This window comes from Draconibacterium orientale (assembly GCF_900111425.1).
GTDB lineage: Bacteria > Bacteroidota > Bacteroidia > Bacteroidales > Prolixibacteraceae > Draconibacterium > Draconibacterium orientale.
Genome location: NZ_FOHT01000006.1, coordinates 45788 through 69961 on the forward strand (window position 1 = coordinate 45788; position 24174 = coordinate 69961).

Sequence of the window (24174 nt, forward strand, 5' to 3'; positions counted from 1 at the left end):
ATGAAGACAAGCATTTCCATATTAATAGTTGACGATGAAGAATCGGTTAGGGATTCGCTCTATAACTGGTTTATTGAGGATGGATATGAGGTTGATAGCGCCGCCAATGCCAAAGAAGCGCTTACAAAAATCGAATCGGGAAATTTTGACATTATACTGGCCGATATTAAGATGCCCGGTATGGACGGATTGGAAATGCACCGGCGCATTAAAGAATTTAACAGTACTGCCATTGTAATTGTAATGACAGCTTTTGCATCGGTTGAAACAGCCGTGCAGGCATTGAAAGATGGCGCTTTCGATTACATTACCAAACCTTTTGATCCGGACGATCTTTCGCACCTGATACGTAATGCGGCCCGGCAAATCTCGCTGCGAAGTGAAAATGAAACACTAAAAAACAAAATTGTAACGCTGGAGAATATCGAAGATATTGTGGGCAACAGCGAGAATATGATCAGGGTGTTAAAGGAGGTGGAGAATGTGGCCGCTTCAAGTTCGTCGGTAATTATTACGGGAGAAAGCGGAACAGGGAAGGAGCTGATTGCACACGCTATTCATTCCAATTCGCCGCGTAAATTTTTCCCGATGGTGACGGTACATTGCGGAGCTTTGTCGGAAGATTTGCTCGAGAGTGAATTGTTTGGGCACGAAAAAGGTGCATTTACCGGGGCAATGTTTAACCGCAAAGGACGTTTTGAAATGGCCGACGGTGGTACCATTTTTTTGGATGAAATTGCAACCATTTCAATGAAAATGCAGGTGGAACTTTTGCGGGTGCTCGAATCGAAAACGTTTACCCGGGTAGGCGGAAACAAAGAGATAAAATCGGATTTCCGGATTATTTGCGCAACCAACAAAGACCTGAAAAAAATGGTTGCCGACGGTTCCTTCCGCGAAGATCTTTACTACCGGCTGAATGTGGTGAATATTGCTATTCCACCACTTCGGGATCGAAAAGAAGATATTCCTGTGCTGGTGTCTTATTTTATTAAAAAATACTGCACTTCAATGAGCCGCGATTTGATCACCATCGATCAGGCAGCTTTGCAACGACTCGAAGAATATAATTATCCCGGTAATGTTCGGGAGCTGGAAAATATGATTGAACGAGCCATTGTAGTTGGAAACGGGAAGGAGGTTCGCCTGAAAGATCTTCCGCTGGAACCCGATAGTGTTATCGATTCCAACGACAGTTTGGATGAACTGGAGAAAAAATACATTCAGAAAACACTGGAAAAATACGATTGGAATATCAGTCGTTCGGCCAAAGTTCTTCAGATCGACCGGGTAACGCTGTACAATAAAATTAGAAAGTATCAGCTTAGTTCACCTAAGAATTAATGGCAGCTCAACTTTAATAAACGCGCGTAACCGCCGGCTGGTTGCGCAATTTAAATACTAAACTTTTGAAAGAAAAAGGGATAACGCTGGTTGTTCAGGGCAAGTTCGAAAAAAGGGTGCTCGACCAATTAATTTGGGACATAGAAATCGCCTTTGGGTGGCCGGTTTCGCTTGTTCCTTTTACGCACGACATTCTCCCTTATTTTGATGCAGCCCGGAAACAGTACGATGCCAATCGTTTACTGGATCTGGTTTATCGTGAATACTCAGCTAACTCCGTAAAGACCATCGGGCTTTTTCAGGTCGATCTGTTTATACCCATTTTAACTTACATTTTTGGGCAGGCGCAACACAACGGAAGCACCGGGATTGCCTCCCTTTATCGTTTGCGAAATCAACAGTATGGCATAAAAGGAAACGAACGTATTTTATACGACCGTTTCCGAAAAGTTGTGATTCATGAGTTGGGGCACGCTTTCGGACTCATTCATTGTCACGTGCCGGTTTGTGTTATGCGCCCCGGAACTTATGTGGAGGACATCGACCAGAAAAAGTCACAGTTTTGTAATAAATGCAGGGAGCAACTGGAGTCTTCTCTCGCTTCTATTTAACTTGTATTTGATTCGTTTTGCGTTTTCAAGATTGGCAAGGCAGGCATTCATTTCTTTCGAAAAATGATACAAAGCCAGTTTGGTATTTTCCTGTAACTCTGCTAACTCATGTCATCCTTTACGAGCTCTTGCTTTTGTGGATTACGTTTAAATGCCGGTTTCATAACACGGCTAAGGTAAAAAAATGCAATAAAATTGGTGTTATTCAATATTGGTGGCTCATTTTTAGTGTGTTGTGATGGCTGATATTAAATTTAAATGTAAGAAGTACTTTATTCATCGCGATACGCATATTCCACTGCAAAACTTTCTTACATTTGCGCGCCGATTCGGGAGACTGGTTTTTCATGTCATAAATAATTGATTGAAAACAAATAAAGTCTTTCGGTGTTGGTTAGTTGGATTAGAAAAAAGTAAAATGACAGAAATCAGAAACATTGCAATTATTGCACACGTTGACCACGGTAAAACTACGCTGGTTGACCGAATACTTCACCAGGTAAAATTGTTCCGCGAAAACCAGGAGGTTCAGGAGCTTTTTCTGGATAACAATGACCTGGAACGCGAGCGTGGAATTACGATTCTTTCGAAAAACGTTTCGGTACGCTATAAAGACACCAAAATTAACATCATCGATACTCCGGGGCACAGCGACTTTGGTGGCGAGGTGGAGCGCGTATTAAACATGGCCGACGGTGTTTTACTGATTGTTGATGCTTTTGAAGGCCCCATGCCGCAAACCCGTTTTGTGCTGCAAAAAGCCATTGAACTGGGATTAAAACCAATGGTGGTGGTTAACAAAGTCGACAAAGAAAACTGTACTCCCGAAATTGCTCAGGAAAAAGTTTTCGACCTGATGTTTAGCCTTGATGCTACCGAAGAGCAGCTGGATTTTCCAACCGTTTACGGATCGGCAAAAGCGGGTTGGATGGGCCCCGACTGGCAAACTCCAACTGAAGATGTGGTTTATTTGCTCGATCAGATTCTGGAACATATTCCGCCAACAAAACACAAGGAAGGTACCGTGCAAATGCGCATTACTTCGCTTGATTATTCGTCGTACACCGGCCGTATTGCGGTAGGGAAAGTAACGCGTGGCGAATTGGTTCCGGGATCGCGTGTATCGTTGGTAAAACGCGATGGAAGCATTATAAAATCGGTAGCCAAAGAGTGCTACTTGTTTGAAGGGCTTGGAAAAGAAAAGACAAAAGATCCGGTTCCGTGTGGCGAGATTTGTGCCGTGCTTGGACTGGAAGGTTTTGATATTGGCGATACTGTTGCCGACGCTGAAGAACCGGAAGGATTGACTCCTATTCAGGTAGATGAACCAACCATGAGCATGACATTTGTTTCGAATAACTCACCGTTTTTCGGTAGGGATGGGAAGTTTGTAACTTCCCGACAAGTGCGCGACCGCCTGTTTAAAGAAACCGAAAAGAACCTGGCCTTACGTGTTGAAGAAACCAATTCGGCCGATTCGTTCCTGGTTTATGGCCGTGGAATTCTTCACTTGTCGATTCTGATTGAAACCATGCGTCGCGAGGGCTACGAAATTCAGGTGGGCCAGCCACAGGTAATCGTGAAAGAAATCGACGGTAAAAAATGTGAGCCGATTGAAGCTTTAACTGTTCAGGTACCTGATGAATTTTCAGGAAAAGTAATTGAATTGGTTACAGCCCGAAAAGGTGAAATTTCGAATATTGAAGTAAAAGATGATCGTGCACATCTGGAATTCTTTATTCCATCGCGCGGTTTAATTGGTTTGCGTAACCAAATGCTTACAGCCACCGAGGGTGAGGCCATTATGGCACACCGATTAAAAGGTTATGAGCCATGGAAAGGCGAGCTGGGTGTAAAACGAAGCGGAGCACTTATTTCGCTTGAAACAGGAACTGCTATTGCCTATTCAATCGATAAAATGCAGGATCGTGGTCGTTTCTTTGTTGAACCGGGCGAGGAGGTTTATGCCGGACAGGTGATTGGTGAATATACGCGTCAGGATGATTTGACCATTAATATTATTCGCACCAAAAAAATGTCGAACATGCGTTCTTCTGGTGCCGACGAAAAAACATCGATTGCACCGGCCATTAAATTCTCGCTTGAAGAAGCAATGGAATACATTCGTAACGATGAATATATTGAGGTAACGCCAAACTTTATGCGTATCCGTAAAATTTATCTCGATGAGCATGAGCGTAAACGTCGTGCAAAGGTAATAAGCGAATAAGAAGCTAAAGAAATACAGGAAAGGCAGGTTGATGATCAATCTGCCTTTTTCTTTAAATCACTTTGGTAAAACAAAAAAGTTCACGCAGAGTAGATCACTAAGTTTTCGCAAAGCACGCAAAACAGATTCTATCCCTTTGCGAATTTTGCGCTTCTTCTTTTCTTTGCGTGAAACAATATGGATGTCCTTTCATCCCTGTTGGTGATTCCATAAATCATGAATGTTTTTTGTGGAAGTCTATTGAATGAATAGAACCTATTGACCCCACCTAGCCTCCCCCAAGGGGAGAAATTATCCCCCCTTGTGGGATTATAAGGGGCTTGGGGATAGGATTTATCAGAAACCAAATTTGTATCCAATTGTTACTTATTCCCAAAAACAGCTAATTCAGACAATTCAATTCCTGCCGTTTTAGCAATTCACACATATGTTTTAAATCCACTTCTCTGGTCCCTGATTTGTTAACGATCTCTAAATAACTTCTAAACATATCTTACTATTTAGATAGCTGATAAATTGCTGCTGAGCATTGCTAATGTGGGGTTTTGGTTCTATTTTTAGGAGCAAAACTTAACGATAAAGTCATGATTAGAAAATGCTTGTTTCTTGCTTCGGCACTGCTTTTTTCAGTAACTATTCTATTTGCCCAGGAACCTACGGTTTGGCGGGGCGAAAATAACGGGATATACTCCGAAACCGGTTTGTTAAAAGAGTGGCCGGCCAATGGTCCCGAGATTTTATGGACCGCTGAAGGATTAGGCGAAGGACATTCATCGCCGGTATTTGCCAACGGTAAAATTTACCTTTCAACTTTGCAGGGAGAAGACGGATATATAATTGTTTTTAACCAGGATGGCAAGGTGGAGCAAAAAGTGAATTACGGAAAAGATTTCAAGGACAGCTACCCAGGTAGTCGTTCATCTGTAGTTGTTGCCGGCGACCTGATGTATATATATTCCGGGTATGGCGATTTGGTTTGTATGGATGCCAATTCAGGGGCAAAAAAATGGACAAAAAACGCATTTACTGATTTTGATGGTGAAAATATTCGCTGGGGTGTTACCGAAACTGTTCTAATTGATGGCGACGTGTTGTATTTAACTCCGGGCGGAAAGAAAAATAATGTGGTGGCCTTAAACCGTTTTAATGGCGATCTGATCTGGACATCAACCGGAAAAGGCGATTTGTCAGCCTATTGCACGCCGCTGCTGGTTAACCTTCCGGCACGAAAACTTATCGTTACACACACCGCCGATCATATTATTGGTGTTGATGCCAAAAACGGACAATTGCTGTGGGATTATCCGCACAAAAACCAGTGGAGCGTTCATCCGAATACGCCGCTTTTTTACAACGGCGATCTGTTTTGCTTTAGCGGCTATGGTAAAGGCGGTTTAAAACTCGACCTTAGCAACGATGGCAGCAGTGTAACAAAACAGTGGGAAAAACCGGAACTCGACAGCCGCATGGGAGGAATGGTTGTGGTTGAGGGTTATCTATACGGATCGGGCGACAAAGGACGCGAATGGCGTTGTGTGAATTGGGAAACCGGCGAAGAAAAATATGCATCGAAAGACATTGCAAAAGGTGTTACCATTTATGCCGACGGCATGTTGTATTGCTACAGCGAACGTGGCGAACTGGCATTGGTTGAAGCTACACCCGAAAACTTTAACATTGTAAGCCAAACAAAAGTTGAATTGGGAACTGCGCAACACTGGGCGCACCCGGTAATCAACAATGGCCGCTTGTTTGTTCGTCACGGCGATGTGTTAATTGCTTATAAAATAAAATAGAAGGAGGAACTGAAAAAGGATGTTTGCAAAGTAAACATCCTTTTTTAGCCTGTATTTGTCGCATGTTTTTGACGACCAAAAGCTCAAAAAGTATATTTGAGAAAAAATCATGAACCAAAACCAACTACCAATATTTTTCCGCTACCGTTTTCTGTGGCACCTTTTGTTTTGGGTGGTTGTTTTTATTGGCTACTGGCTAACCTACGGCGGATATCTCGATCATTATTACGCGGAATTCATCATCGGGCTGACATTGTTGCCCGCACGAATCATCGGTACTTATACGATGATTTATTTGATTTTGCCCTTTGCACTGGAGAAAAAGAAATTCATAACATTTGGCGTGCTTACCTTAATCCATGCGCTACTGTTTGGATTTCTCATTTACATATCGTACTATTTTCCGAATTTATTTCCTGAGTTTTTCGATTACTCGCAGTTGCCGCTGTTTTATGTTCCTAAAATTCTGAGTAAGATTATTTCGAACTACGGAATTCCGGTGTTGGCAGCTTTTATAATTGTATTTAAAAAGTGGTATATCGACGAGCAAAAAAATAAAAAACTGGCTGAAGAAAAACTGGCTGCCGAACTGAATTTTCTGAAGTCGCAGGTTCATCCGCATTTTCTTTTTAATACGCTGAATAACCTGTATGCTTTAACATTGATCAAATCGGAAAAAACACCCGATATTGTATTGAAATTATCGGGTTTGCTCGATTATATGATCTATAAAAGTAACGACGATTTTGTGCCGCTAAAAGAAGAAATTAAGATTATTGACAGCTATGTGGAACTGGAAAGCATGCGCTACAATAATCGCCTCGATTTGAAATACAACATTGAAGGAGATGTTGACCATCACCGGATTGCACCGCTGATTTTGCTGCCATTTATTGAGAATGCATTTAAACACGGCGCAAGCAAAGATCGTAAAAACCCGAAAGTAGAAATAAATATAAAAATTGATGAAAAATGCCTGGCATTGCAGGTGAAGAATTCAATCCATCCTGAGAAGGAAAAGGAAGAGAAGCTGAACGAAGGAATTGGATTGAAAAATGTACGCCGGCGTTTGGAACTGCTTTATCCGAAATCGCATAAACTAACGATTGATAAGCAGGATACGAAGTTTGAGATTAACCTAAAAGTATGCTGGGGCAATGAGTAAAACAAGGTGCATAATAGTGGATGACGAACCGCTTGCCATTGAAGTGCTGAAATCGCATATTCAAAAGCTGGATTCGTTGGAGATTGTTGGGACTTGTGCCGATGCCATTGAGGCTTTCGACTTTTTAAAGTCGCACAAGATCGACCTGGTTTTTCTCGATATTAATATGCCCGAAATGAAAGGAACTGATTTGGTGAAAACCCTGAAAAATCTGCCGGCCATTGTTTTTACTACTGCTTATCGCGAATATGCCATTGAAAGTTACGACCTGAATGTGCTGGATTACCTGTTGAAACCCATTTCTTTTGAGCGCTTTTTGCAGACAGTAGAAAAATATAATCAGCAAAATTTATTGATGGAAGAGGTTTCGCTGCATAAAAACAACGGCGATTCAGAATACATTTACCTGCGCGAGAAAAATGTGATTCATAAAATACCGGTTACCGAGATTGTTTATGTTGAAAGTTTTGGCGATTACCTGAAACTACACACACACGACCGCGAAATTAACAGCCGCTGCACCATGTCGGCACTCGAAAAAGCTTTGCCCGATAAGGGCTTTATCCGGGTGCATCGCTCATTTTTGGTTGCAGTCAGCCGGATAACCAGTTTTAGTCCGGTAATGGTGGCCATTGGCGATAAAGAATTCCCGATTGGAACCAGGTACCGTGAAAAGACCTTTGAAAAACTCGATTATAATTCATTCTTGAACAAATAAAAACCATAAATAAAAAAACATGAAGATTGCACTAACACTTTTAATTACCGCATTTGCTTTTTCAATAAGCGCCCAGGTTACACAGTGGCGCGGGCCAAACCGCGACGGGCATTTCCCCGAAACAGGTTTGCTAAAAGAATGGCCTGCAGATGGCCCGGAATTGCTGATGCAGGTGGAGAAAATCGGAAAAGGATATTCGTCGGCAATTCCCGAAGGCGATATGATTTACACCACCGGAATGATTGATACCATGGATTATCTGACTGCGATAAATCCTGATGGTTCGTTTAAATGGCAGGTAGCTTACGGTCGGTCATGGAATAAATCGTTTCCCGACACACGTAGTACGCCTGTTGTTGAAGATAGTCGGATTTATGTTCAAAGTGGAACCGGACAGGTGTCATGCATCAACAAAGAAAACGGGGAAACCATTTGGAAAGTTAACGTTGACGAATATTTTCATGGAGAATACCACATTTGGGGAAATTCTGAAACAGTTCTGATTTGCGACGATAAAGTAATTGTATCGCCCGGAGGAAAAGAAACCAGCGTTGTGGCGCTAAATAAAATAACTGGCGAGAAAGTTTGGCAAACCAAGTCGCTTGGCGGCCCGAGAGCTTATGCGTCGGCAACTATTTACGAATGGAATGGCTTCCGCTATATTCTGGCGGTAATCGGCACCGATCTTATGGCAATTGTTCCCGAAACCGGCGAGATAGCCTGGAGTTACAGGTATTGGAATTCTGCTCAATGGGATCAGGACGGATTGATTTGGACCAATACGCCTGTTTTTAACGACAACCGTATTTTTATTACCATGGGCTACGATTATTCGGCCGTGATGCTGGAAATGGATTCAACAGGAACTTCTGTAAGCGAAAAATTTGTTGATCATACCTTTGATAATCATCATCACGGCGTAATTCTGCACGATGGATATTTGTACGGCTCAAATTGGTTCGACAACAAACGCGGACGCTGGATTTGCATGAACTGGGATTCTGGCGAGATAAAGTATGTAGCCGATTGGGACACAAAAGGCTCAATCGTTATGGCCGACGGCCTTTTATACTGCTACAACGAACGTGGAAATGTTGGGCTGGTAAAACCCGATCCTGATGGTTTTGAAGTAATTAGCCAATTTAAAATCCGGGAAGGTGCCGGACCACATTGGGCGCATCCGTTTATTGCCAATGGGAAGCTGTACATTCGTCATGGCGACGTGCTGATGGTGTACAATATTAAAGCTTAACCCCGCGTTAACTCAAGTTTGCAGCAAAACTATTATCTTTCTGTTTTTAACCTGAATTGATGACTAAAAGAACCATAAATATCATTCTGATCTCGATCGGTACCATTGGATTTATTTCCATTTTTTGGTGGTTAAATGCCGATCCTACAAAAGATTTTACAGTTAATCTTGAAGGTGCCGATAACAGGGGAAAAGGCGTGCCTCCGCAAGACGTAACGATAGGTGAACACTTTGAAGAATTGTCTTCGGATTACCAGGTGCTGGAAGAAACATGGACCAACTTTCGTGGGGCCGATTACGATAACATTTCAAAGTCGCCGGTAAAACTGGTGGAAAGTTTTGGGGCGGAAGGGCCGAAAATTCTGTGGTCGAAAAAATTAGGTGAAGGACACTCAGGAGCTGCAATTTACAAAGGTTTAGCGTATGTGCTTGACTACGACGAAGAGGAGCGCGCCGATATTTTGCGCTGTTTTTCGGTGGTTACCGGCGAAGAGCAATGGATACGCGGTTACGATGTGGCCATCAAACGAAATCACGGCATGTCGCGAACCATTCCGGCAGTTACTGAAGACTACATTGTTACCATCGGGCCAAAGTGCCACGTGATGTGTCTTGATCGTGAAACCGGAGATTTCCGCTGGGGACTCGATGTGGTAAAAGAGTATCAGAATGAAATTCCTTTTTGGTACACCGGGCAATGTCCGATAATCGACAATGGCGTTGCAATTATTGCCACCGGAGGTAGTAAAATGATGGTGGCCGTTGATTGCGAAACCGGTGAGAAATTATGGGAAACACCAAATCCTAATGGTTGGAAAATGTCGCACTCATCGGTTGTCCCTTTTACTTTTCGCGGACGAAAAATGTATGTCTATAGTGCCATCGGAGGCCTGCTTGGCGTTGCTGCCGACGGACCTGATGCCGGACAAATATTATGGGAAACATCGCAGTGGAACCACTCGGTGGTTGCGCCATCGCCGGTTTGTATGCCCGACGGAAAGCTATTTATGACCGCGGGTTACGGAGCCGGAAGTATGATGTTGAAATTAACCGAAAGCAACGGCACTTTCACCGTGGAACCTCTTTACGAATATGCACCAAAAGAAGGACTGGCATGCGAGCAGCAAACACCGATTTTCTGGAATGGATATTTGTTTGGTATTGTTCCGAAAGATGGTGGTGCCAACCGAAATCAGCTGATCTGCGTGAGTCCTGATGATACACGAAAAGTAGTGTGGACGAGCGGTAAGGAAACCCGTTTTGGCCTCGGACCGTATTTTATTGCCGACAATAAACTGTTTATTCTGAGCGACGACGGAACACTTACGATTGCGCGTCCAAGTACCGAAAAATACATTCAGTTGGAACAGGTGAATGTAATTGAAGACGGGCACGATGCCTGGGCTCCTTTTGCACTGGCCGACGGTTATTTGTTGCTGCGCGATGCAAAAACAATGATCTGTATCGATTTGAATGTGAACGGATAGAAAAGCATTAATGCAAATATATAGTCATGAAGAATAAAGGAATCGTACTATTTCTGATTGTACTGGCGGTGGTAATCGTTGGCATAATGGTGGTTGACTGGTACTCGAAGCGTCCGGATAACATGGCGGCCAATAAATTTGAATTCAGTGTTGATGAGTTTCGGAACGTTCCGGAAGAGCTGGTGAAATACAAAGAGACCCGGAATTTTAACCTGGGCTTTGTTTTGGCAGAGGCGCTTGAAGTTGCCAATAATAAAATATATGCTGTTGGCGACCAGGAACTGAAGATCGTTGATTTTTCAGGGACGCTTCTGGGCGAGGTTGGTTTTCTTGACGAACCGCACGGGCTCGATGTGGTTGGCGATACCATTTATGTGATTTTCGAGAAATTTGTGTGGATCGTTGATGAAACGGGAACTACCATTGATAAGTGGGAAGTTGATGGTGAAGACACGTATTTAACTGCTGTTGCGGTGGATGGCGAGGATATTATGGTTGCCGATGCCGGTAACCGCCGCATTCTGCGTTTTAACCATCGGGGCGAAATTGTGAATGAGTTTGAAGGGAAAACCGACGACGATCTGGCACATGGTTTTATAATTCCCAGCCCGTATTTCGATCTGGATATAAATGCTTATGGCGATTTGTGGGTGGCCAATCCGGGCATGCACACCATGGAAAATTACACCAAAGAAGGGCGTTTACGTGAGTTCTGGAAAGCTTCAGGTAATCAAACCAAGAATTTTAGTGGTTGCTGCAATCCTGCTCATTTTTGCTTCTTGCCCGATGGCAGTTTTGTCACCAGCGAAAAAGGTTTGGTTCGCGTGAAAGTTTATAAAGCTTCCGGCGAATTTTCAGGAGTTGTTGCGCCGCCAACCAAATTCGATGAAAAAATTGAAGGACAGGCACCTGATGTTGCTGTTGATGAGGAAGGAAATATTTATGCGCTTGATTTCGACAGAAATGTTTTGCGGGTTTTCGAACCAAAAATTTCAGAATAGATAATATTATTGAGATGAAACGAAAAGAATTTATAAGAACAACAGGCCGGCTTTTACTTCTCGGAGGAATTACCGCTTCTGCAGGTTATTTGGTTGTGAACAAAAAAGTGTCGGCCGCTTGTTCGGTTTCACCCACTTGTAAAAACTGTAGGAAGATTTCGGCATGTGTAAATCCGGAAGTTAAACAGGAGAGGGGAGAAGTGGAGATAACTCCATAAGAATCCGGATTTTATAGCTCCGGGTTTTAACCCGGGGGGAACGAGTGAAACGAGTATAAAGGCGCTTTTAGAAAAGCTGATTGAAATAGTCAAATAGCTAAGCGCTGCAAAAACGAATGTAGATTAGAGAGGAGATATGGAAAATAACAGCAAATCACAAAGCCGCCGGAAATTCATCCACAACGGGGTGCGCGCTTCCTTGTTATTATCGTTGGGCGCGGTAAGTGTTTCGGCGCTTCGTAAGGTAAGTGGCGATGATTATGTGTGGCAGATCGATCCGTTTAAATGTACGCAGTGCGGGCGATGCGCAACGGAATGTGTGTTGAATCCTTCTGCCGTAAAATGTATCCACGCTTTTGATTTGTGTGGCTACTGCGATTTGTGCGGCGGCTACCTGAAACCCGATGCCAACGCGCAAAGTACAGCTGCCGAAAACCAGTTGTGCCCAACAGCAGCCATCGAACGTCGGTTTATCGAAGAACCTTATTTCGAGTATCATATTAATGAAGATTTGTGCATAGGTTGTGCAAAATGTGTTGCAGGATGTACTTCGTTCGGAAACGGTTCGATGCACCTGCAGATTATGCACCATATTTGCGTGAATTGTAACGAATGTTCCATCGCCAGGGTTTGCCCGTCCGACGCCATTAGCCGGGTAAAAGCCAGTGAAGCTTACAACGTAAAAGGCGACTTTACAAACAATCCTGAAGCCTGATATTTACAATGAGAAATCAACTTAACCAAAATAGCCACAAGTTACAAGCTACGAGCCACAAGCAAAGTAGATTCTTCGGATTTAAATCAAAATCTGTGCTTTTCACTTTTGCCTTTATACTTTTCACTTTTGCCTTCAATCTTTTGTCTCTTAACTTGTCGGCCCAGAAACAACGGTTTCCAAAGCCTGAGTTTGAGACAGGTTACGAGCAACCATCGCCGGTTACACCCGAGCCACGGGCGCTGGCAATGGAATATTTCGATGTGCTTATTCTGATCCTCGTTTTGGCGGCAGCAACTTATTTTGCACTGAAAAGCCGCTCGCGACAAGGTATTTTGTGGCTGTCGATATTTACGCTCGTTTATTTCGGGTTTTACCGAAATGGGTGTATTTGCAGCATCGGGGCGATTCAAAATGTTACGCTCACCTTTTTCGATCCGGCCTATGCCATATCATTAACGGCCTTGCTGTTTTTTATTATACCGCTTGTTGTTACGCTCTTTTTTGGGCGAACATTCTGTGCCGGTGCCTGTCCGTTAGGTGCTATTCAGGATTTGGTGGTGGTAAAACCGATAAGTTTGCCAAAGTGGTTGAATAAAACGTTGGGATTAATTCCGTATTTATACCTGTCGCTGGCTGTGCTTTTTGCTGCCACAGGAACCGATTTTATCATTTGTCGATACGATCCCTTCGTTGGTATTTTCCGTATGGATGCTAAATTCCTGATGATCGTTTTGGGCATTGCTTTCCTGTTAATGGGAATGTTTGTTGCCCGTCCTTATTGTCGCTTTTTGTGTCCTTATGGCGTGCTGCTCAGCTGGATGTCGCGTTTCTCAAGCCGGCACCTTACTATCACGCCGTCAAAATGTATTCAGTGTAAATTATGCACACACTCGTGCCCGTTTGATGCTATTGATTTCCCAACCAACGAAAAAGAGGTGGTAAAATCAGGATTGGGGCCAAAACGATTTATAACCTACGCGCTGGTAATTCCGTTGTGGATTGCACTGGGTGTTTTTGTGGGCGCAAAATCGCATACTTTCCTGTCGAAAGCGAATCAGGATGTTTACCTGGCCGAATTGTTGATTGCACACCCTGAGTTGCGAAACGATCCGGATAATATTGATGTGCAGACTTTCCTGGCCTCTGGAAAACCGATGGAGCAGCTGGTAAGTGAAGCCACCGCAATTCGTGAGAAATTTTACATTGGAAGTATGATTGCCGGAGGATTTATGGGATTGGTAATCGGAATGACTTTACTGAATACAGTGGTGTTCCGAAAACGCCAGGATTACGAGCCGCACAAAGGGAATTGTTTCAGTTGTGCACGGTGTGTGGATTATTGTCCGGTGGAAAAATAACGTTGCATAAAAAAGAAGAACCAAAAATAAAATGAACAACCAGGATAAATTAAAACTATCGCATAACATTGCTTTAATTGCAGGTATTTTTTGCGCGGCTGTTGCGCTGCTGCTTTTATTGAATTTTTGGCAGATCACCAAAACCGATCCCATCGAAAGTAAGGCTTTGGAGGCCTTGGTTGAGCGCCTGAAAGACGATGCCAACAATGAAGAGCTGAAAGAGGAGATTCGCAATTTCGATTTGCTGGCCCGAAAAGCTTATTTTAACAGTCAGTGGCAGGTGGAAACGGGCGCTTATATGTTACTTTTTGGCGCCATTGTGTTGGCACTTGCCTTGCGGCTTTATTACTCTGCCAAAAGCAAAATTGAAGAACCGGAGAAAGTATTGGAAAACGAAATTGCCAGTCGCATAATTGCTCAAAAGGGAATTATAATTGTTGGGGCGGCGGTTATGGTTTTGGCGCTGCTGGCTTCCTTTCTTTCGGTAAACCAGCTAAAATCATACGATGCAAGTGCTTTGGTAGCTGATAATGAAACTCCGGTCGAGGAAGCTGTTGAGGTAATAAATGTTGCTCCGGCGCAAACCACAAGCAACGAAGTTTCGGTAGAAGCAACTGCCGATGAATCTGCTTCTGCCGAAAATGTAACAGAAGAAACTTCAACAGAAGTTCAGGTTGAGGAAACGTCTTCTGAGCCGGTTGCCGAAAAATCGGCTGTAGAAACCAAACCGGCAGCGGCATCATCAGGAATAACACTTGCCGAACTTCAGAAAAATCATAACTCTTTTCGCGGGCCTTTGGCGCAGGGAGTGGTCATGCATAAAAATATCCCAACCGAATGGGACGGTGCTGCCGGAACAAATGTGGTTTGGAAAGCTGAGGTGCCAAAACACGGATTCAATTCGCCGGTAATTTGGGGCGATAAACTGTTTGTGTCGGGTGCCGATAACACCAGCCGCGAAGTGTATTGTTACAACCGTAACGATGGGAAATTAATGTGGACAGGAGTGGCCGATAATATTTCAGGTTCGCCGGCAACACCACCGCGGGTAACGGAGGATACTGGTCTTGCCGCATCAACTTTAACTACTGATGGAAACGCAGTTTTTGCCATTTTTGGTACCGGAGACGTAATCGCTTTCGATATGAATGGCAAACGTTTGTGGGCAAGAAACCTGGGAGTTCCGGATAATCATTACGGACATTCTTCGTCGTTGATAACTTTAAACGGTAAACTTTTTATTCAATACGATACCAACCGCGCAGGGAAAGTGATGGCGCTGGATAATAAATCAGGCGAAACAGTTTGGGAAACACAACGAGATGCAAAAATATCGTGGGCAAGTCCGGTATTGGCCGAGGTGGATGGCAAGTATCAGTTGGTGTTAACGGCCGACCCGATTGTGGCCGGATACGATGTGGGAACTGGAGAAGAGCTTTGGTCGGTTGAATGTATGATGGGCGAAGTGGGTGCATCGGTTGGGTATGCCGACGGAATAGTGGTGGCAGCCAACGAATATGCGCGAATGGTAGCCATTGATATTCGCACACAGGAAATTCTTTGGGAGGATGATTTTTACCTGCCCGAAGCAGCGAGTATTTTAGCACACGAGGGATTGGTATTTGTCGCAACCAGTTATGGCGTTTTTGTGTGCTACGACCTGAAAGAGGGAGAATTGCTTTGGGAAGATGATTTCGGTTCGCCGGTATATTCATCGCCGGTTTTGGCCGATGGAAAAGTGTATCTTATGGATAACGAAGGCGTAATGCGCATCTACGAATTTTCGAGAGAATTAAAAAAGGTTGGCGAAAATGTATTGGGCGAACTATCCGGTCCTACGCCGGCTTTTGCCGATGGACGGCTTTATATACGTGGAGAGAAAGACTTGTTTTGCATTGGGAAGTAGGACTTTGAGGAGGAATAAATGACAGAAGAAAATAAATATATCGATCAGCTTATTCAGGAAAAAGGCGCAACCAAAAAAAGCCTGATTCCTATTCTTCAGGCCATTCAGAAAGAGTATAACTATCTGCCTGAAGAAGTGTTGAGGTTGGTGGCTGAAAAATCAGAGATCAGTCTGGCGGAGATTATTGGCGTGGCCAGTTTTTACTCGCAGTTTCGTTTGCAGCCGGTTGGCGAGCACATCATAAAAGTGTGTGTAGGAACAGCATGCCATGTTAAAGGTGCCGGTCAGGTTTACGATGCTTTTCGCCGTGAACTAAAGTTGGCAGAAGGACAGGAAACCGAAGAATCGGGAAAATATACGCTGGAACAGGTGGCCTGTTTGGGCTGTTGTACGCTGGCGCCTGTAGTGCAAATCGATGAAACTACCTACGGCCATGTGGCTTCCGATCAGGTTGGTCAGGTAATTGCCGATTTTGAAAGCATTAAAGGAGCAAAAAAATCAAACAAGGCACGAAAAGCAGATGGTTCAGAAATTCAGGGTGAGATTCGTATTGGGCTTGGATCGTGTTGCGTAGCCAGTGGAAGTAAGGAAATTCAGGAAGAGGTTCAGCATGTGGTAAACGATAGTGGTTTACGTGTCAGCCTGAAACATGTGGGCTGCGTGGGCATGTGCCACCAGGTGCCACTTGTGGAGGTGGTTCCAAACGAAGGCGAGCCGACCCTTTACGCTAAAGTAAAACCCGAAGACGTTAAAAACATTGTAGAAAGCCATTTCCAGGCACCAGGCTATTTTACCCGTCTAAAAAATAAACTTTTCCATGCAGTTGAAGAAATTCAAACCGACCGAAACTGGGACGGAATTGAGCGCTACGAAATAAGCATGCGCGAAAAACCGGTGGCTTCATTTTTAGGAAAACAGGTGCCAATCGCCACCGAATATCGTGGCATCATCAATCCGCTGGATATTAATGAATACCTGAGCCGCGGAGGTTTTTCAGCCGTAAAAAAAGTGCTGAATAAAATGGCCCCGGAAGAAGTGATCCGCGAGGTAAAAGATAGCGGAATCAGAGGTCGTGGTGGTGCCGGATTTCCAACGGGCCTAAAATGGGAGCTGGTAAAAAAACAGGAAGATCCTGAAAAATATATTATCTGTAACGGCGATGAGGGCGATCCCGGAGCTTTTATGGACCGGATGTTACTTGAGTCGTATCCGTACCGGGTAATTGAAGGAATGATCATTGCGGCGTATGCGGTGGGCATTCATCAGGGATATTTTTATATCCGTGCCGAGTATCCGCTGGCGGTAAAACGTATTCGTGAGGCCCTTAAAATTTGTAAGGCTAAAAATTACCTGGGAGAAAATATTTTGGGCAGTGGTTTCGATCTCGAACTGCAGATTTACGAAGGCGCCGGTGCTTTTGTTTGTGGCGAGGAAAGTGCACTTATTGCATCCATCGAAGGAAATCGTGGTTTCCCGAGAATGCGTCCGCCATTTCCTGCTGAGAGCGGTTTGTGGGGAAAACCAACCCTGGTAAACAACACCGAAACATTGGCGCAAATTTCCTTCATCCTGCGCGAGGGAGCTGAAGGATTTTCAAAAATTGGCTCCGGAAAAAGCACCGGAACAAAGGTGTTTGCCCTGGCCGGTAAAGTGGCTCGTGGCGGACTGATTGAAGTTCCGATGGGAATTACCATAAAACAGGTGATTGAAGAAATTGGCGGAGGAATTGCCAATGGACGAAAGTTTAAAGCGGTGCAGATTGGTGGCCCGTCGGGTGGATGTATTCCGGCCGAACATTCCAATACGCCAATCGATTATGAATCGTTGGGTGAAATGGGAGCGATGATGGGATCCGGAGGCCTTGTGGTGCTCGACGATACCGATTGTATGGTGGATATTGCCCGCTATTTCCTTTCATTTACACAGGAAGAATCGTGCGGCAAATGTACTTTCTGTCGCGTTGGAACAAAACGAATGCTCGACATTCTGGACGGCATTGTTAGTGGAAAAGGCAAAAAAGGCGACATTGAAGAGTTGGAGCATCTGGCGGAATGGACTAAAAAAGGAAGTTTGTGTGGACTCGGAAAAACAGCGCCAAACCCGGTGCTGAGTACTTTGAAACATTTTCGCGATGAATACGAAGCGCATATCAACGGAACCTGCCCAACCGGAAAATGTGCTGAGCTCATTACTTATTCGGTAAACGATGATTGTATCGGCTGTACCAAATGTGTGCAAAAATGTCCGGTTGATGCCATTCCGTTTACGCCGCACGAAAAACATACCATCGATACGGAATTGTGTATAAAATGTGATGCATGCCGCGCTGCTTGTCCGGTTGATGCAATTGATGTAAAGTAGTTAAGCCGTAATGAACGAGATACTTATTATAGGAACAGAACCGCCGTGCCCGCGATGTGGATTGCTTACACATTTCATCGAAAAGAAAGTGGAAGAATTGGGACTTGATGTGGAAGTGAGGCACTTAAATTACTTAGGCGAAGAGGCTGGAAATTTTGCAAGAAGTCAAGGTTTAAAAGTCGGAACTGCAAAAGATGTAGCTGTATCGATAAAAAAAGAAATCGATAAGACGCAACTCACCGGATTATTGACGGGTGGCGTGTCAGCGAAAGTGAATGAATACGCGGCCTATAATAAAAGTAACTGGAGTTATGAATTGGATGAGTTTTTACGACCATTTGAAGAAAAAGCCACAGCGGTTGGAATAATGATGATTCCCGTAATTGTAATCAATGGAGAGCTGAAACATCAGGGGAGTGTGCCGGAGATGGGAAAAATACTTGAATGGCTTTTGCAACTCAAGTAATCATCCTTGTTCATTTTTGTGAAATAGCGATTAACACTATGATTAAACTAAAGATAAATAACAAAGTAATTGAAGTTGAAGAAGGAACTTCGGTGATGAAAGCCGCGCAGCAACAGGGAATTGATATTCCGAATATGTGTTGGCACGACGAGCTGGAGCACTTTACTTCCTGCATGCTTTGTATGGTGAAGGACAAGAAAAACGGACGACTTTATCCGTCGTGTTCGGTAAAAGCAGTGGAAGGAATGGAGGTGATTACTGATGATCAGGAAATTGCCGAATCGCGAAAAACTGCACTGGAATTGCTGTTAAGCGAACATGTTGGCGATTGCGAAGGTCCGTGCCAGGTGGCATGTCCGGCGCACATGGATATTCCGCGGATGAACCGTTTAATTGCTGCCGGAAAATTCGATGAGGCCTTGGCTGTGGTAAAAAAAGATATTGCTTTGCCCGCAGTTTTGGGGCGTATTTGTCCGGCTCCCTGCGAAGGTGCCTGCCATCGGAAAACAGTTGACGAGCCAATATCAATTTGTTTACTGAAACGAATTGTTGGAGACGATGGTGTTGAGTCAACGCTTCCTGAAGTTGAGAAAACAGGAAAGAAAGTGGCGGTTGTTGGTGCCGGTCCGGCCGGATTGGCAGCAGCGTATTACATGCAGTTGAAAGGAATTGATGTTACACTTTTTGATAAAAACGAAAAAGCCGGAGGTTTGCTTCGCACAGAATTAAGCGAAGAAGTTTTGCCGATGGATGTGCTGGATAAAGAAATTGATGCGATTCTGAAAACCGGAGTTGAATTTCGCGGAGGTCAGTCGATTGGAGCTGCGGAGTTTGAACAGTTGAAAAAGGATTTTGAGGCCGTAGTTTTAGCATCGGGTGTAGTTTCTGATGATTCTGAAAAGTACGGATTGAAAGCCAATCCAAAAGGAATTGACGCCGATAAAACAACTTATCAAACTTCTGATGAAAAGGTTTTTGCCATCGGAAATGTTTTGCGTTCATCAAGGTTGGCAGTACGTTCGGTTGGTCAGGGAAAAGAGGTGGCTTTTTCAGTTATGCAATTCCTCTCGGGGCAGGAGATAAAAGGTGAGCCGCGCTTATTCAATTCGCGTTTTGGAAAAATGGTTGCCGACGAGTTTGCCGAATACCTCAAAGAGTCGGTAGAAGGTAAGCGGAAGATTCCTGAACAAGGGAAAAATTCCGGTTTTACCCGTGAGGAAGCCATTGCCGAAGCAAAACGTTGTTTGCATTGCGATTGCCGTGCTATAGATAATTGTAAACTGCGCGAATATTCCGATCAATACCAGGTGGATCAGAAACGCTTTAAAACCAGTGAGCGCCGGAAGATTACAAAACAAATCAATCACAACCTGGTGGTTTATGAGCCACAAAAATGTATTAAATGCGGAATTTGTGTGCGCCTCACTGGAAAATACAAGGAGAAATTCGGCTTTACCTTTATTGGCAGAGGTTTTGATGTGGAGATTGGCGTTCCGTTTAACGAAGACCTTAAACTGGGATTGACCGAAACGGCACGAAAAGTCGCTGAAGCTTGTCCGACGGGAGCAATCTCGTTGAAAGAATGATGAATAATGAATGTCGATTAACGATTTATGATTGAGTCGGCAATTGGCAAATCGCAATAGGCAAAACGCTATTGTGTCCTTATGTGTCTATGTGGTTCGAAAAAGAATGAAGAGTGTTGAGTAACGATTTTAGTAGTAAATCTGCAAACGAAATTCGTTAATCAATATTCACAAATCAAAGAAATAATGAAGTATTGGATAGTAACTTTTTTAATCGTCTTGAGTTTTGGAGCTGTTGCTCAGCCTGCCGGTTCGTGGCCAATTTTTCGTGGTGAGCAGCATCTGACAGGTGTTTCAAAGACGACACTACCAGATTCTCCGGATCTTTTATGGGTTTTCGAAACCGGCGACAATATCAAGTCGGCACCGGTAGTTGCCAACAATAAAGTGGTGATCGGCTCTACCGATGGATTTGTTTATTGTATTGATACTTCGGGTGAATTGTTGTGGAAATTCAATACTGAAAATTCAATTGAAGCACCTGCGCTCATTCTGAATAATACGGTTTACGTAGGAAATTTGGATGGATTTTTATTTGCCTTGAACCTGGACACCGGCGAAGAATTATGGAAGTACGAATGTGAAAACCAGATAATCGGATCGGCGAACTGGTGGACCGAAGTCGGAACGACCTATATTTTTATGGGAAGTTATGATTACTACCTCCATTGTGTGGATGCCAAAACCGGTGAGCTGAAATGGAAATACGAATCGGATAATTTCATTAACGGAGCAGCGGCCTGTGCCGACGGGAAAGCCATATTTGGTGGCTGCGATGGCTATCTTCACGTGGTTGACGTAACAACTGGCAAACTTGTAGAAAAAATTGATGTGGCTACCTATGTAGCCGGATCGGTTACCATTGAAAACAATAAAGCTTATGTGGGCGATTACGACGGGCGTTTTTTTCAGGTGGATATAAAAAATGATAAAACTACCTGGGTGTGGTCAGATGAAAAAACCAATTTGCAGTTTATTGCTTCGCCGGCTTTAATTGGAGATAAGGTTTTAACGGCCAACCACAACAAGTTTTTGTATTGTTTCAATAAAAATACAGGAGAGAAACTTTGGGAATACAATACCGGGCGCCAGGTGGAGGCTTCTCCGGTAATTGTTAAAAATAAGGTAGTTGTGGCGAATATGCGCGGCGATCTGGCCATTGTGAACCTTTCGGATGGAAAGCCTGTTTGGACTTATGAAATAGGAAGCCAGATTATTAGTAATCCAGCCGTGGCCAACGGGCAGCTTTTTGTGGGAGCTTACGATGGAAACATTTATTGTTTTGGCGAATAGTCTGAACACAAAGACACGGAGACACAAAGCAAAAAAGTTCTGATTATGTACTTTTTCGTGTCGATTTTGTAGATGTTCATTTAATTGGAAGCGATAAATGTTGATAGAAGCAAATCAATTGAAGACGAATATAAGAAGTGCTTATAACTCTTTGGGAATTAGTGTCTTCGTGTTGAAAGGAACAAGATGAATATAATTCAAATCATACCCGGATCAGGTGGCAGCTTTTACTGCGGAAATTGCCTGCGCGACAGTAAATATGTGGATGCTTTACGAAAACTGGATCACCAGGTAATAAAAATCCCGATGTATTTACCGCTGTTTTCCGATGAACACGACATTTCCGATATCCCGATTTTTTATGGTGCCATAAGTACTTATCTCAAGCAGGTTTATCCCGTTTTCAGGAAAGCACCGGCTTGGTTCGATAAGCTGCTGAATTCAAAGCCCATGATGAAAATGGCTGCTTCAATGGCCGGCTCAACCCGCGCAAAAGGACTGGAAGACATGACCATTTCGATGTTGCTGGGCGAACAGGGCGAGCAAAAAGAAGAGCTGGATAAAATGGCCGATTGGATTGCAGAGCATTGCAAACCCGATGTAATTCATATTTCAAATGCTTTGCTACTTGGCCTTGCAAAACGACTGAAAGAAAAAGTTGGTGTTCCGGTGGTCTGTTCCCTGCAGGATGAGGATGTTTGGGTGGATGCCATGCAACCACAGTTTCAGCAATCCATTTGGGATTTAATGCACGAGCGGGCGAAGGATGTTGATGCGCTGGTGGCTGTCAGCAATTATTTTGCCGGTGAAATGCAAAAGCGCATGCGCCTGGACGAGCAAAAGGTGCATACTTTTTATCTTGGTGTCGATGTGGAGGATTATCCCTACATTCCTGTAAAAGCGAAACCAAAAAATGTGGGTTATATTTCGAGAATGTGCCACAAAGATGGTTTCGATATTGTGGTGGATGCTTTTATCGAATTGAAAAAGAAAGCCGGTTTTGAGGAGGTGAAACTAATTGCCACGGGAGGGTTGACCGGCGATGATAAAAAGTTTTTTAAAGACCAAAAACAGAAACTGAAAGAGGCTGGTTTATTGCACCAGTTTGAAGTGGTGGAAGAGTTTGAAGGAGCAGCCCGACACGAATTTTTTAAGCAAGTGGCCATGATCTCGGTCCCGGTTCGTATCGGCGAGGCATTTGGTATGTATTTGTTGGAAGCCATGGCATCAGGAGTTCCTGTAGTGCAGCCTGCATTGGGAGCATTTCCGGAGATTGTAGATGTGTCCGGCGGCGGAATAACTTATTCTCCAAATACGCCGGAAAAATTGAGTGAAAGCTGGGCTGAACTATTGAAAGATACTGAAAAATTAGAAAAACTGAGCCAGACCGGTTACGAAGGAACAAAAACAAAATTTAATATCCATAATCATGCAGCCGAGATTGTTGAGCTGTACGAAACCCTTCGACTCCGCTCAGTGTGACGTCATCCTGAGCGGAGTCGAACTGTCATCCTGAGCGAAGTCGAACTGTCATCCTGAGCGGAGTCGAAGGATGAATTCAACCAGAAATACTTAAATGAAAACATTCTATGTATATATTCTGAAGTGCAGCGACGGCAGTTATTATGTGGGCGTTACAAATGATATAGAACGAAGATTAGAGGAACATAATAAAGGAGTATCTGCCAATAGCTTTACTTTTAAAAGGAGACCAGTTGAGCTGGTTTTTTACGAAACCTATAATGATTTTAAAATTGCGGAGCAATGGGAAAAGAAATTAAAAGGTTGGTCGAGAAAGAAAAAGGAAGCATTGATTGAAAGGAACTGGAATAAATTAAAAGAGTACTCTGTTTGCCAGAATGACTCTCATTTTTCTAATTTTAGAGATAAGAATATTAATCATAAATAACGACCCTTCGACTACGCTCAGGGTGACAAAAAAATGCTACTACAACTAAAAAACATATCAAAAGGTTACGGCGAAGCCGGTACACACAGCTTTCGTCCGGTGTTAAAAGAACTGGATTTGGAGCTGGGCAAAGGACAAAAAGTGGCGATAATCGGGCCAAGCGGCTCCGGAAAAACAACTTTGCTGAACCTGGTGGGGGCGCTGGATACGCCCGATTCCGGTGAAGTACTATTTAACGGAACAAATATTACCGGATACACGTCAACTCAATTGGCGGCTTTTCGGAATAAAAATCTGGGCTTTGTTTTTCAAATGCACCATTTAATGCCACAGCTGAGCTTATGGGAGAATGTGTTGCTGCCGCTTTTGCCAAAAGGAAAAGTAACAAAGGAGCAAAAAGACTGGGCAGAATACCTGATCAAAAAGGTTGGTATTTCCGATCAGCGTAACCAGAAACCATCAGAAATGTCGGGAGGAGAATGTCAGCGAACTGCTGTAGTTCGTGCGCTGATTAATAAGCCCGAATTAATTCTTGCCGATGAGCCAACCGGAGCGCTTGACGAGGCCAATGCCAACGCACTTTCCGAGCTGCTTATTCAGCTCAGCGAAGAGGAAGGTGTAACGCTGGTAACTGTAACTCACTCAGCAGAATTGGCCAGTAAAATGGACACAAAATTCTTACTGAAAAACGGACAATTGGAAAAAGAATAATCTCCTCTCTTTGAGGGGGGTAGGCGAAGCCGGGAGGGGTGACT

20 protein-coding genes are annotated in these 24174 nt (G+C 43.8%); all 20 read left to right on the plus strand.

Features of this window, described 5'->3' with window-relative positions:
* The 20 genes from BMW53_RS05110 to BMW53_RS05205 all read left to right on the plus strand — a co-directional run bounded on the left by BMW53_RS05110 (position 1) and on the right by BMW53_RS05205 (position 24130).
* Entirely contained in the window at positions 1-1344 is a 1344-nt protein-coding gene (locus tag BMW53_RS05110) for a sigma-54-dependent transcriptional regulator (protein ID WP_051567523.1), read from the plus strand.
* Positions 1345-1409: 65 nt separating this feature from the next.
* Positions 1410-1955 carry an archaemetzincin family Zn-dependent metalloprotease gene (locus BMW53_RS05115; protein WP_168136379.1) on the plus strand — a complete coding sequence of 182 codons (546 nt, stop codon included), beginning with the start codon at positions 1410-1412 and terminating at the stop codon, positions 1953-1955.
* 418 nt (positions 1956-2373) lie between these two features.
* Positions 2374-4185 carry a translational GTPase TypA gene (gene typA, locus BMW53_RS05120; protein ID WP_038554742.1) on the plus strand — a complete coding sequence of 604 codons (1812 nt, stop codon included), beginning with the start codon at positions 2374-2376 and terminating at the stop codon, positions 4183-4185.
* 584 nt (positions 4186-4769) lie between these two features.
* Entirely contained in the window at positions 4770-5981 is a 1212-nt protein-coding gene (locus tag BMW53_RS05125) for a BamB-related PQQ repeat family beta-propellar protein (protein ID WP_038554737.1), read from the plus strand.
* 109 nt (positions 5982-6090) lie between these two features.
* Positions 6091-7146, plus strand: a complete 1056-nt coding sequence (locus BMW53_RS05130; RefSeq protein WP_038554733.1) for a sensor histidine kinase — start codon at positions 6091-6093, stop codon at positions 7144-7146.
* Positions 7139-7864, plus strand: a complete 726-nt coding sequence (locus tag BMW53_RS05135) for a LytR/AlgR family response regulator transcription factor (protein ID WP_038554726.1) — start codon at positions 7139-7141, stop codon at positions 7862-7864. The genes BMW53_RS05130 and BMW53_RS05135 overlap by 8 nt, the downstream gene beginning before the upstream one ends.
* A 19-nt stretch (positions 7865-7883) precedes the next feature.
* Positions 7884-9116 (plus strand): BamB-related PQQ repeat family beta-propellar protein, encoded by a 1233-nt coding sequence (locus BMW53_RS05140; protein ID WP_038554722.1) that lies wholly within the window; start codon positions 7884-7886, stop codon positions 9114-9116.
* Positions 9117-9175: 59 nt separating this feature from the next.
* Entirely contained in the window at positions 9176-10603 is a 1428-nt protein-coding gene (locus BMW53_RS05145) for a BamB-related PQQ repeat family beta-propellar protein (protein WP_038554718.1), read from the plus strand.
* A gap of 26 nt (positions 10604-10629) precedes the next feature.
* On the plus strand, positions 10630-11604 hold the full coding sequence (locus tag BMW53_RS05150) for an NHL repeat-containing protein (RefSeq protein WP_038554712.1): 975 nt from the start codon (positions 10630-10632) through the stop codon (positions 11602-11604).
* 14 nt (positions 11605-11618) lie between these two features.
* Complete coding sequence (locus BMW53_RS05155) at positions 11619-11822, plus strand: hypothetical protein (protein ID WP_038554707.1); 204 nt, start codon at positions 11619-11621, stop codon at positions 11820-11822.
* Positions 11823-11958: 136 nt separating this feature from the next.
* Complete coding sequence (locus BMW53_RS05160; protein WP_051567521.1) at positions 11959-12537, plus strand: 4Fe-4S dicluster domain-containing protein; 579 nt, start codon at positions 11959-11961, stop codon at positions 12535-12537.
* A 155-nt stretch (positions 12538-12692) separates the two neighbouring features.
* On the plus strand, positions 12693-13898 hold the full coding sequence (locus tag BMW53_RS05165; RefSeq protein WP_168136378.1) for a 4Fe-4S binding protein: 1206 nt from the start codon (positions 12693-12695) through the stop codon (positions 13896-13898).
* Positions 13899-13929: 31 nt separating this feature from the next.
* A complete protein-coding gene (locus BMW53_RS05170; RefSeq protein ID WP_038554701.1) occupies positions 13930-15804 on the plus strand; it encodes a BamB-related PQQ repeat family beta-propellar protein in 1875 nt (624 codons plus the stop codon).
* Positions 15805-15822: 18 nt separating this feature from the next.
* Positions 15823-18165, plus strand: a complete 2343-nt coding sequence (locus tag BMW53_RS05175) for an NAD(P)H-dependent oxidoreductase subunit E (RefSeq protein ID WP_074780288.1) — start codon at positions 15823-15825, stop codon at positions 18163-18165.
* Positions 18166-18175: 10 nt separating this feature from the next.
* Complete coding sequence (locus tag BMW53_RS05180; RefSeq protein ID WP_038554695.1) at positions 18176-18631, plus strand: thioredoxin family protein; 456 nt, start codon at positions 18176-18178, stop codon at positions 18629-18631.
* 38 nt (positions 18632-18669) lie between these two features.
* The gene (locus BMW53_RS05185; RefSeq protein ID WP_038554690.1) at positions 18670-20217 is read left to right on the plus strand and encodes an FAD-dependent oxidoreductase; all 1548 of its coding nucleotides are present in this window, start codon (positions 18670-18672) and stop codon (positions 20215-20217) included.
* Positions 20218-20403: 186 nt separating this feature from the next.
* On the plus strand, positions 20404-21510 hold the full coding sequence (locus BMW53_RS05190) for a BamB-related PQQ repeat family beta-propellar protein (RefSeq protein WP_038554685.1): 1107 nt from the start codon (positions 20404-20406) through the stop codon (positions 21508-21510).
* A 186-nt stretch (positions 21511-21696) separates the two neighbouring features.
* Positions 21697-22992: a glycosyltransferase family 4 protein gene (locus BMW53_RS05195; RefSeq protein ID WP_038554682.1), complete on the plus strand. Its 1296-nt coding sequence runs from the start codon at positions 21697-21699 to the stop codon at positions 22990-22992.
* Positions 22993-23086: 94 nt separating this feature from the next.
* Positions 23087-23419, plus strand: a complete 333-nt coding sequence (locus BMW53_RS05200) for a GIY-YIG nuclease family protein (protein WP_038554676.1) — start codon at positions 23087-23089, stop codon at positions 23417-23419.
* Between the two features lie 33 nt (positions 23420-23452).
* On the plus strand, positions 23453-24130 hold the full coding sequence (locus tag BMW53_RS05205; protein ID WP_038554672.1) for an ABC transporter ATP-binding protein: 678 nt from the start codon (positions 23453-23455) through the stop codon (positions 24128-24130).
* The last annotated feature ends 44 nt before the right edge of the window (positions 24131-24174 follow it).

Excerpts from the sequence above, each read along its gene's own strand:
- BMW53_RS05180 (WP_038554695.1), top strand. The coding sequence starts at position 18,176 with ATGAACGAGATACTTATTATAGGAACAGAACCGCCGTGCCCGCGATGT.
- BMW53_RS05140 (WP_038554722.1), top strand. The coding sequence starts at position 7,884 with ATGAAGATTGCACTAACACTTTTAATTACCGCATTTGCTTTTTCAATA.
- BMW53_RS05185 (WP_038554690.1), top strand. The coding sequence starts at position 18,670 with ATGATTAAACTAAAGATAAATAACAAAGTAATTGAAGTTGAAGAAGGA.
- BMW53_RS05200 (WP_038554676.1), top strand. The coding sequence starts at position 23,087 with ATGAAAACATTCTATGTATATATTCTGAAGTGCAGCGACGGCAGTTAT.
- BMW53_RS05130 (WP_038554733.1), top strand. The coding sequence starts at position 6,091 with ATGAACCAAAACCAACTACCAATATTTTTCCGCTACCGTTTTCTGTGG.
- BMW53_RS05160 (WP_051567521.1), top strand. The coding sequence starts at position 11,959 with ATGGAAAATAACAGCAAATCACAAAGCCGCCGGAAATTCATCCACAAC.
- typA (WP_038554742.1), top strand. The coding sequence starts at position 2,374 with ATGACAGAAATCAGAAACATTGCAATTATTGCACACGTTGACCACGGT.
- BMW53_RS05155 (WP_038554707.1), top strand. The coding sequence starts at position 11,619 with ATGAAACGAAAAGAATTTATAAGAACAACAGGCCGGCTTTTACTTCTC.
- BMW53_RS05135 (WP_038554726.1), top strand. The coding sequence starts at position 7,139 with ATGAGTAAAACAAGGTGCATAATAGTGGATGACGAACCGCTTGCCATT.
- BMW53_RS05175 (WP_074780288.1), top strand. The coding sequence starts at position 15,823 with ATGACAGAAGAAAATAAATATATCGATCAGCTTATTCAGGAAAAAGGC.
- BMW53_RS05145 (WP_038554718.1), top strand. The coding sequence starts at position 9,176 with ATGACTAAAAGAACCATAAATATCATTCTGATCTCGATCGGTACCATT.
- BMW53_RS05190 (WP_038554685.1), top strand. The coding sequence starts at position 20,404 with ATGAAGTATTGGATAGTAACTTTTTTAATCGTCTTGAGTTTTGGAGCT.
- BMW53_RS05125 (WP_038554737.1), top strand. The coding sequence starts at position 4,770 with ATGATTAGAAAATGCTTGTTTCTTGCTTCGGCACTGCTTTTTTCAGTA.
- BMW53_RS05205 (WP_038554672.1), top strand. The coding sequence starts at position 23,453 with ATGCTACTACAACTAAAAAACATATCAAAAGGTTACGGCGAAGCCGGT.
- BMW53_RS05195 (WP_038554682.1), top strand. The coding sequence starts at position 21,697 with ATGAATATAATTCAAATCATACCCGGATCAGGTGGCAGCTTTTACTGC.
- BMW53_RS05110 (WP_051567523.1), top strand. The coding sequence starts at position 1 with ATGAAGACAAGCATTTCCATATTAATAGTTGACGATGAAGAATCGGTT.
- BMW53_RS05170 (WP_038554701.1), top strand. The coding sequence starts at position 13,930 with ATGAACAACCAGGATAAATTAAAACTATCGCATAACATTGCTTTAATT.
- BMW53_RS05150 (WP_038554712.1), top strand. The coding sequence starts at position 10,630 with ATGAAGAATAAAGGAATCGTACTATTTCTGATTGTACTGGCGGTGGTA.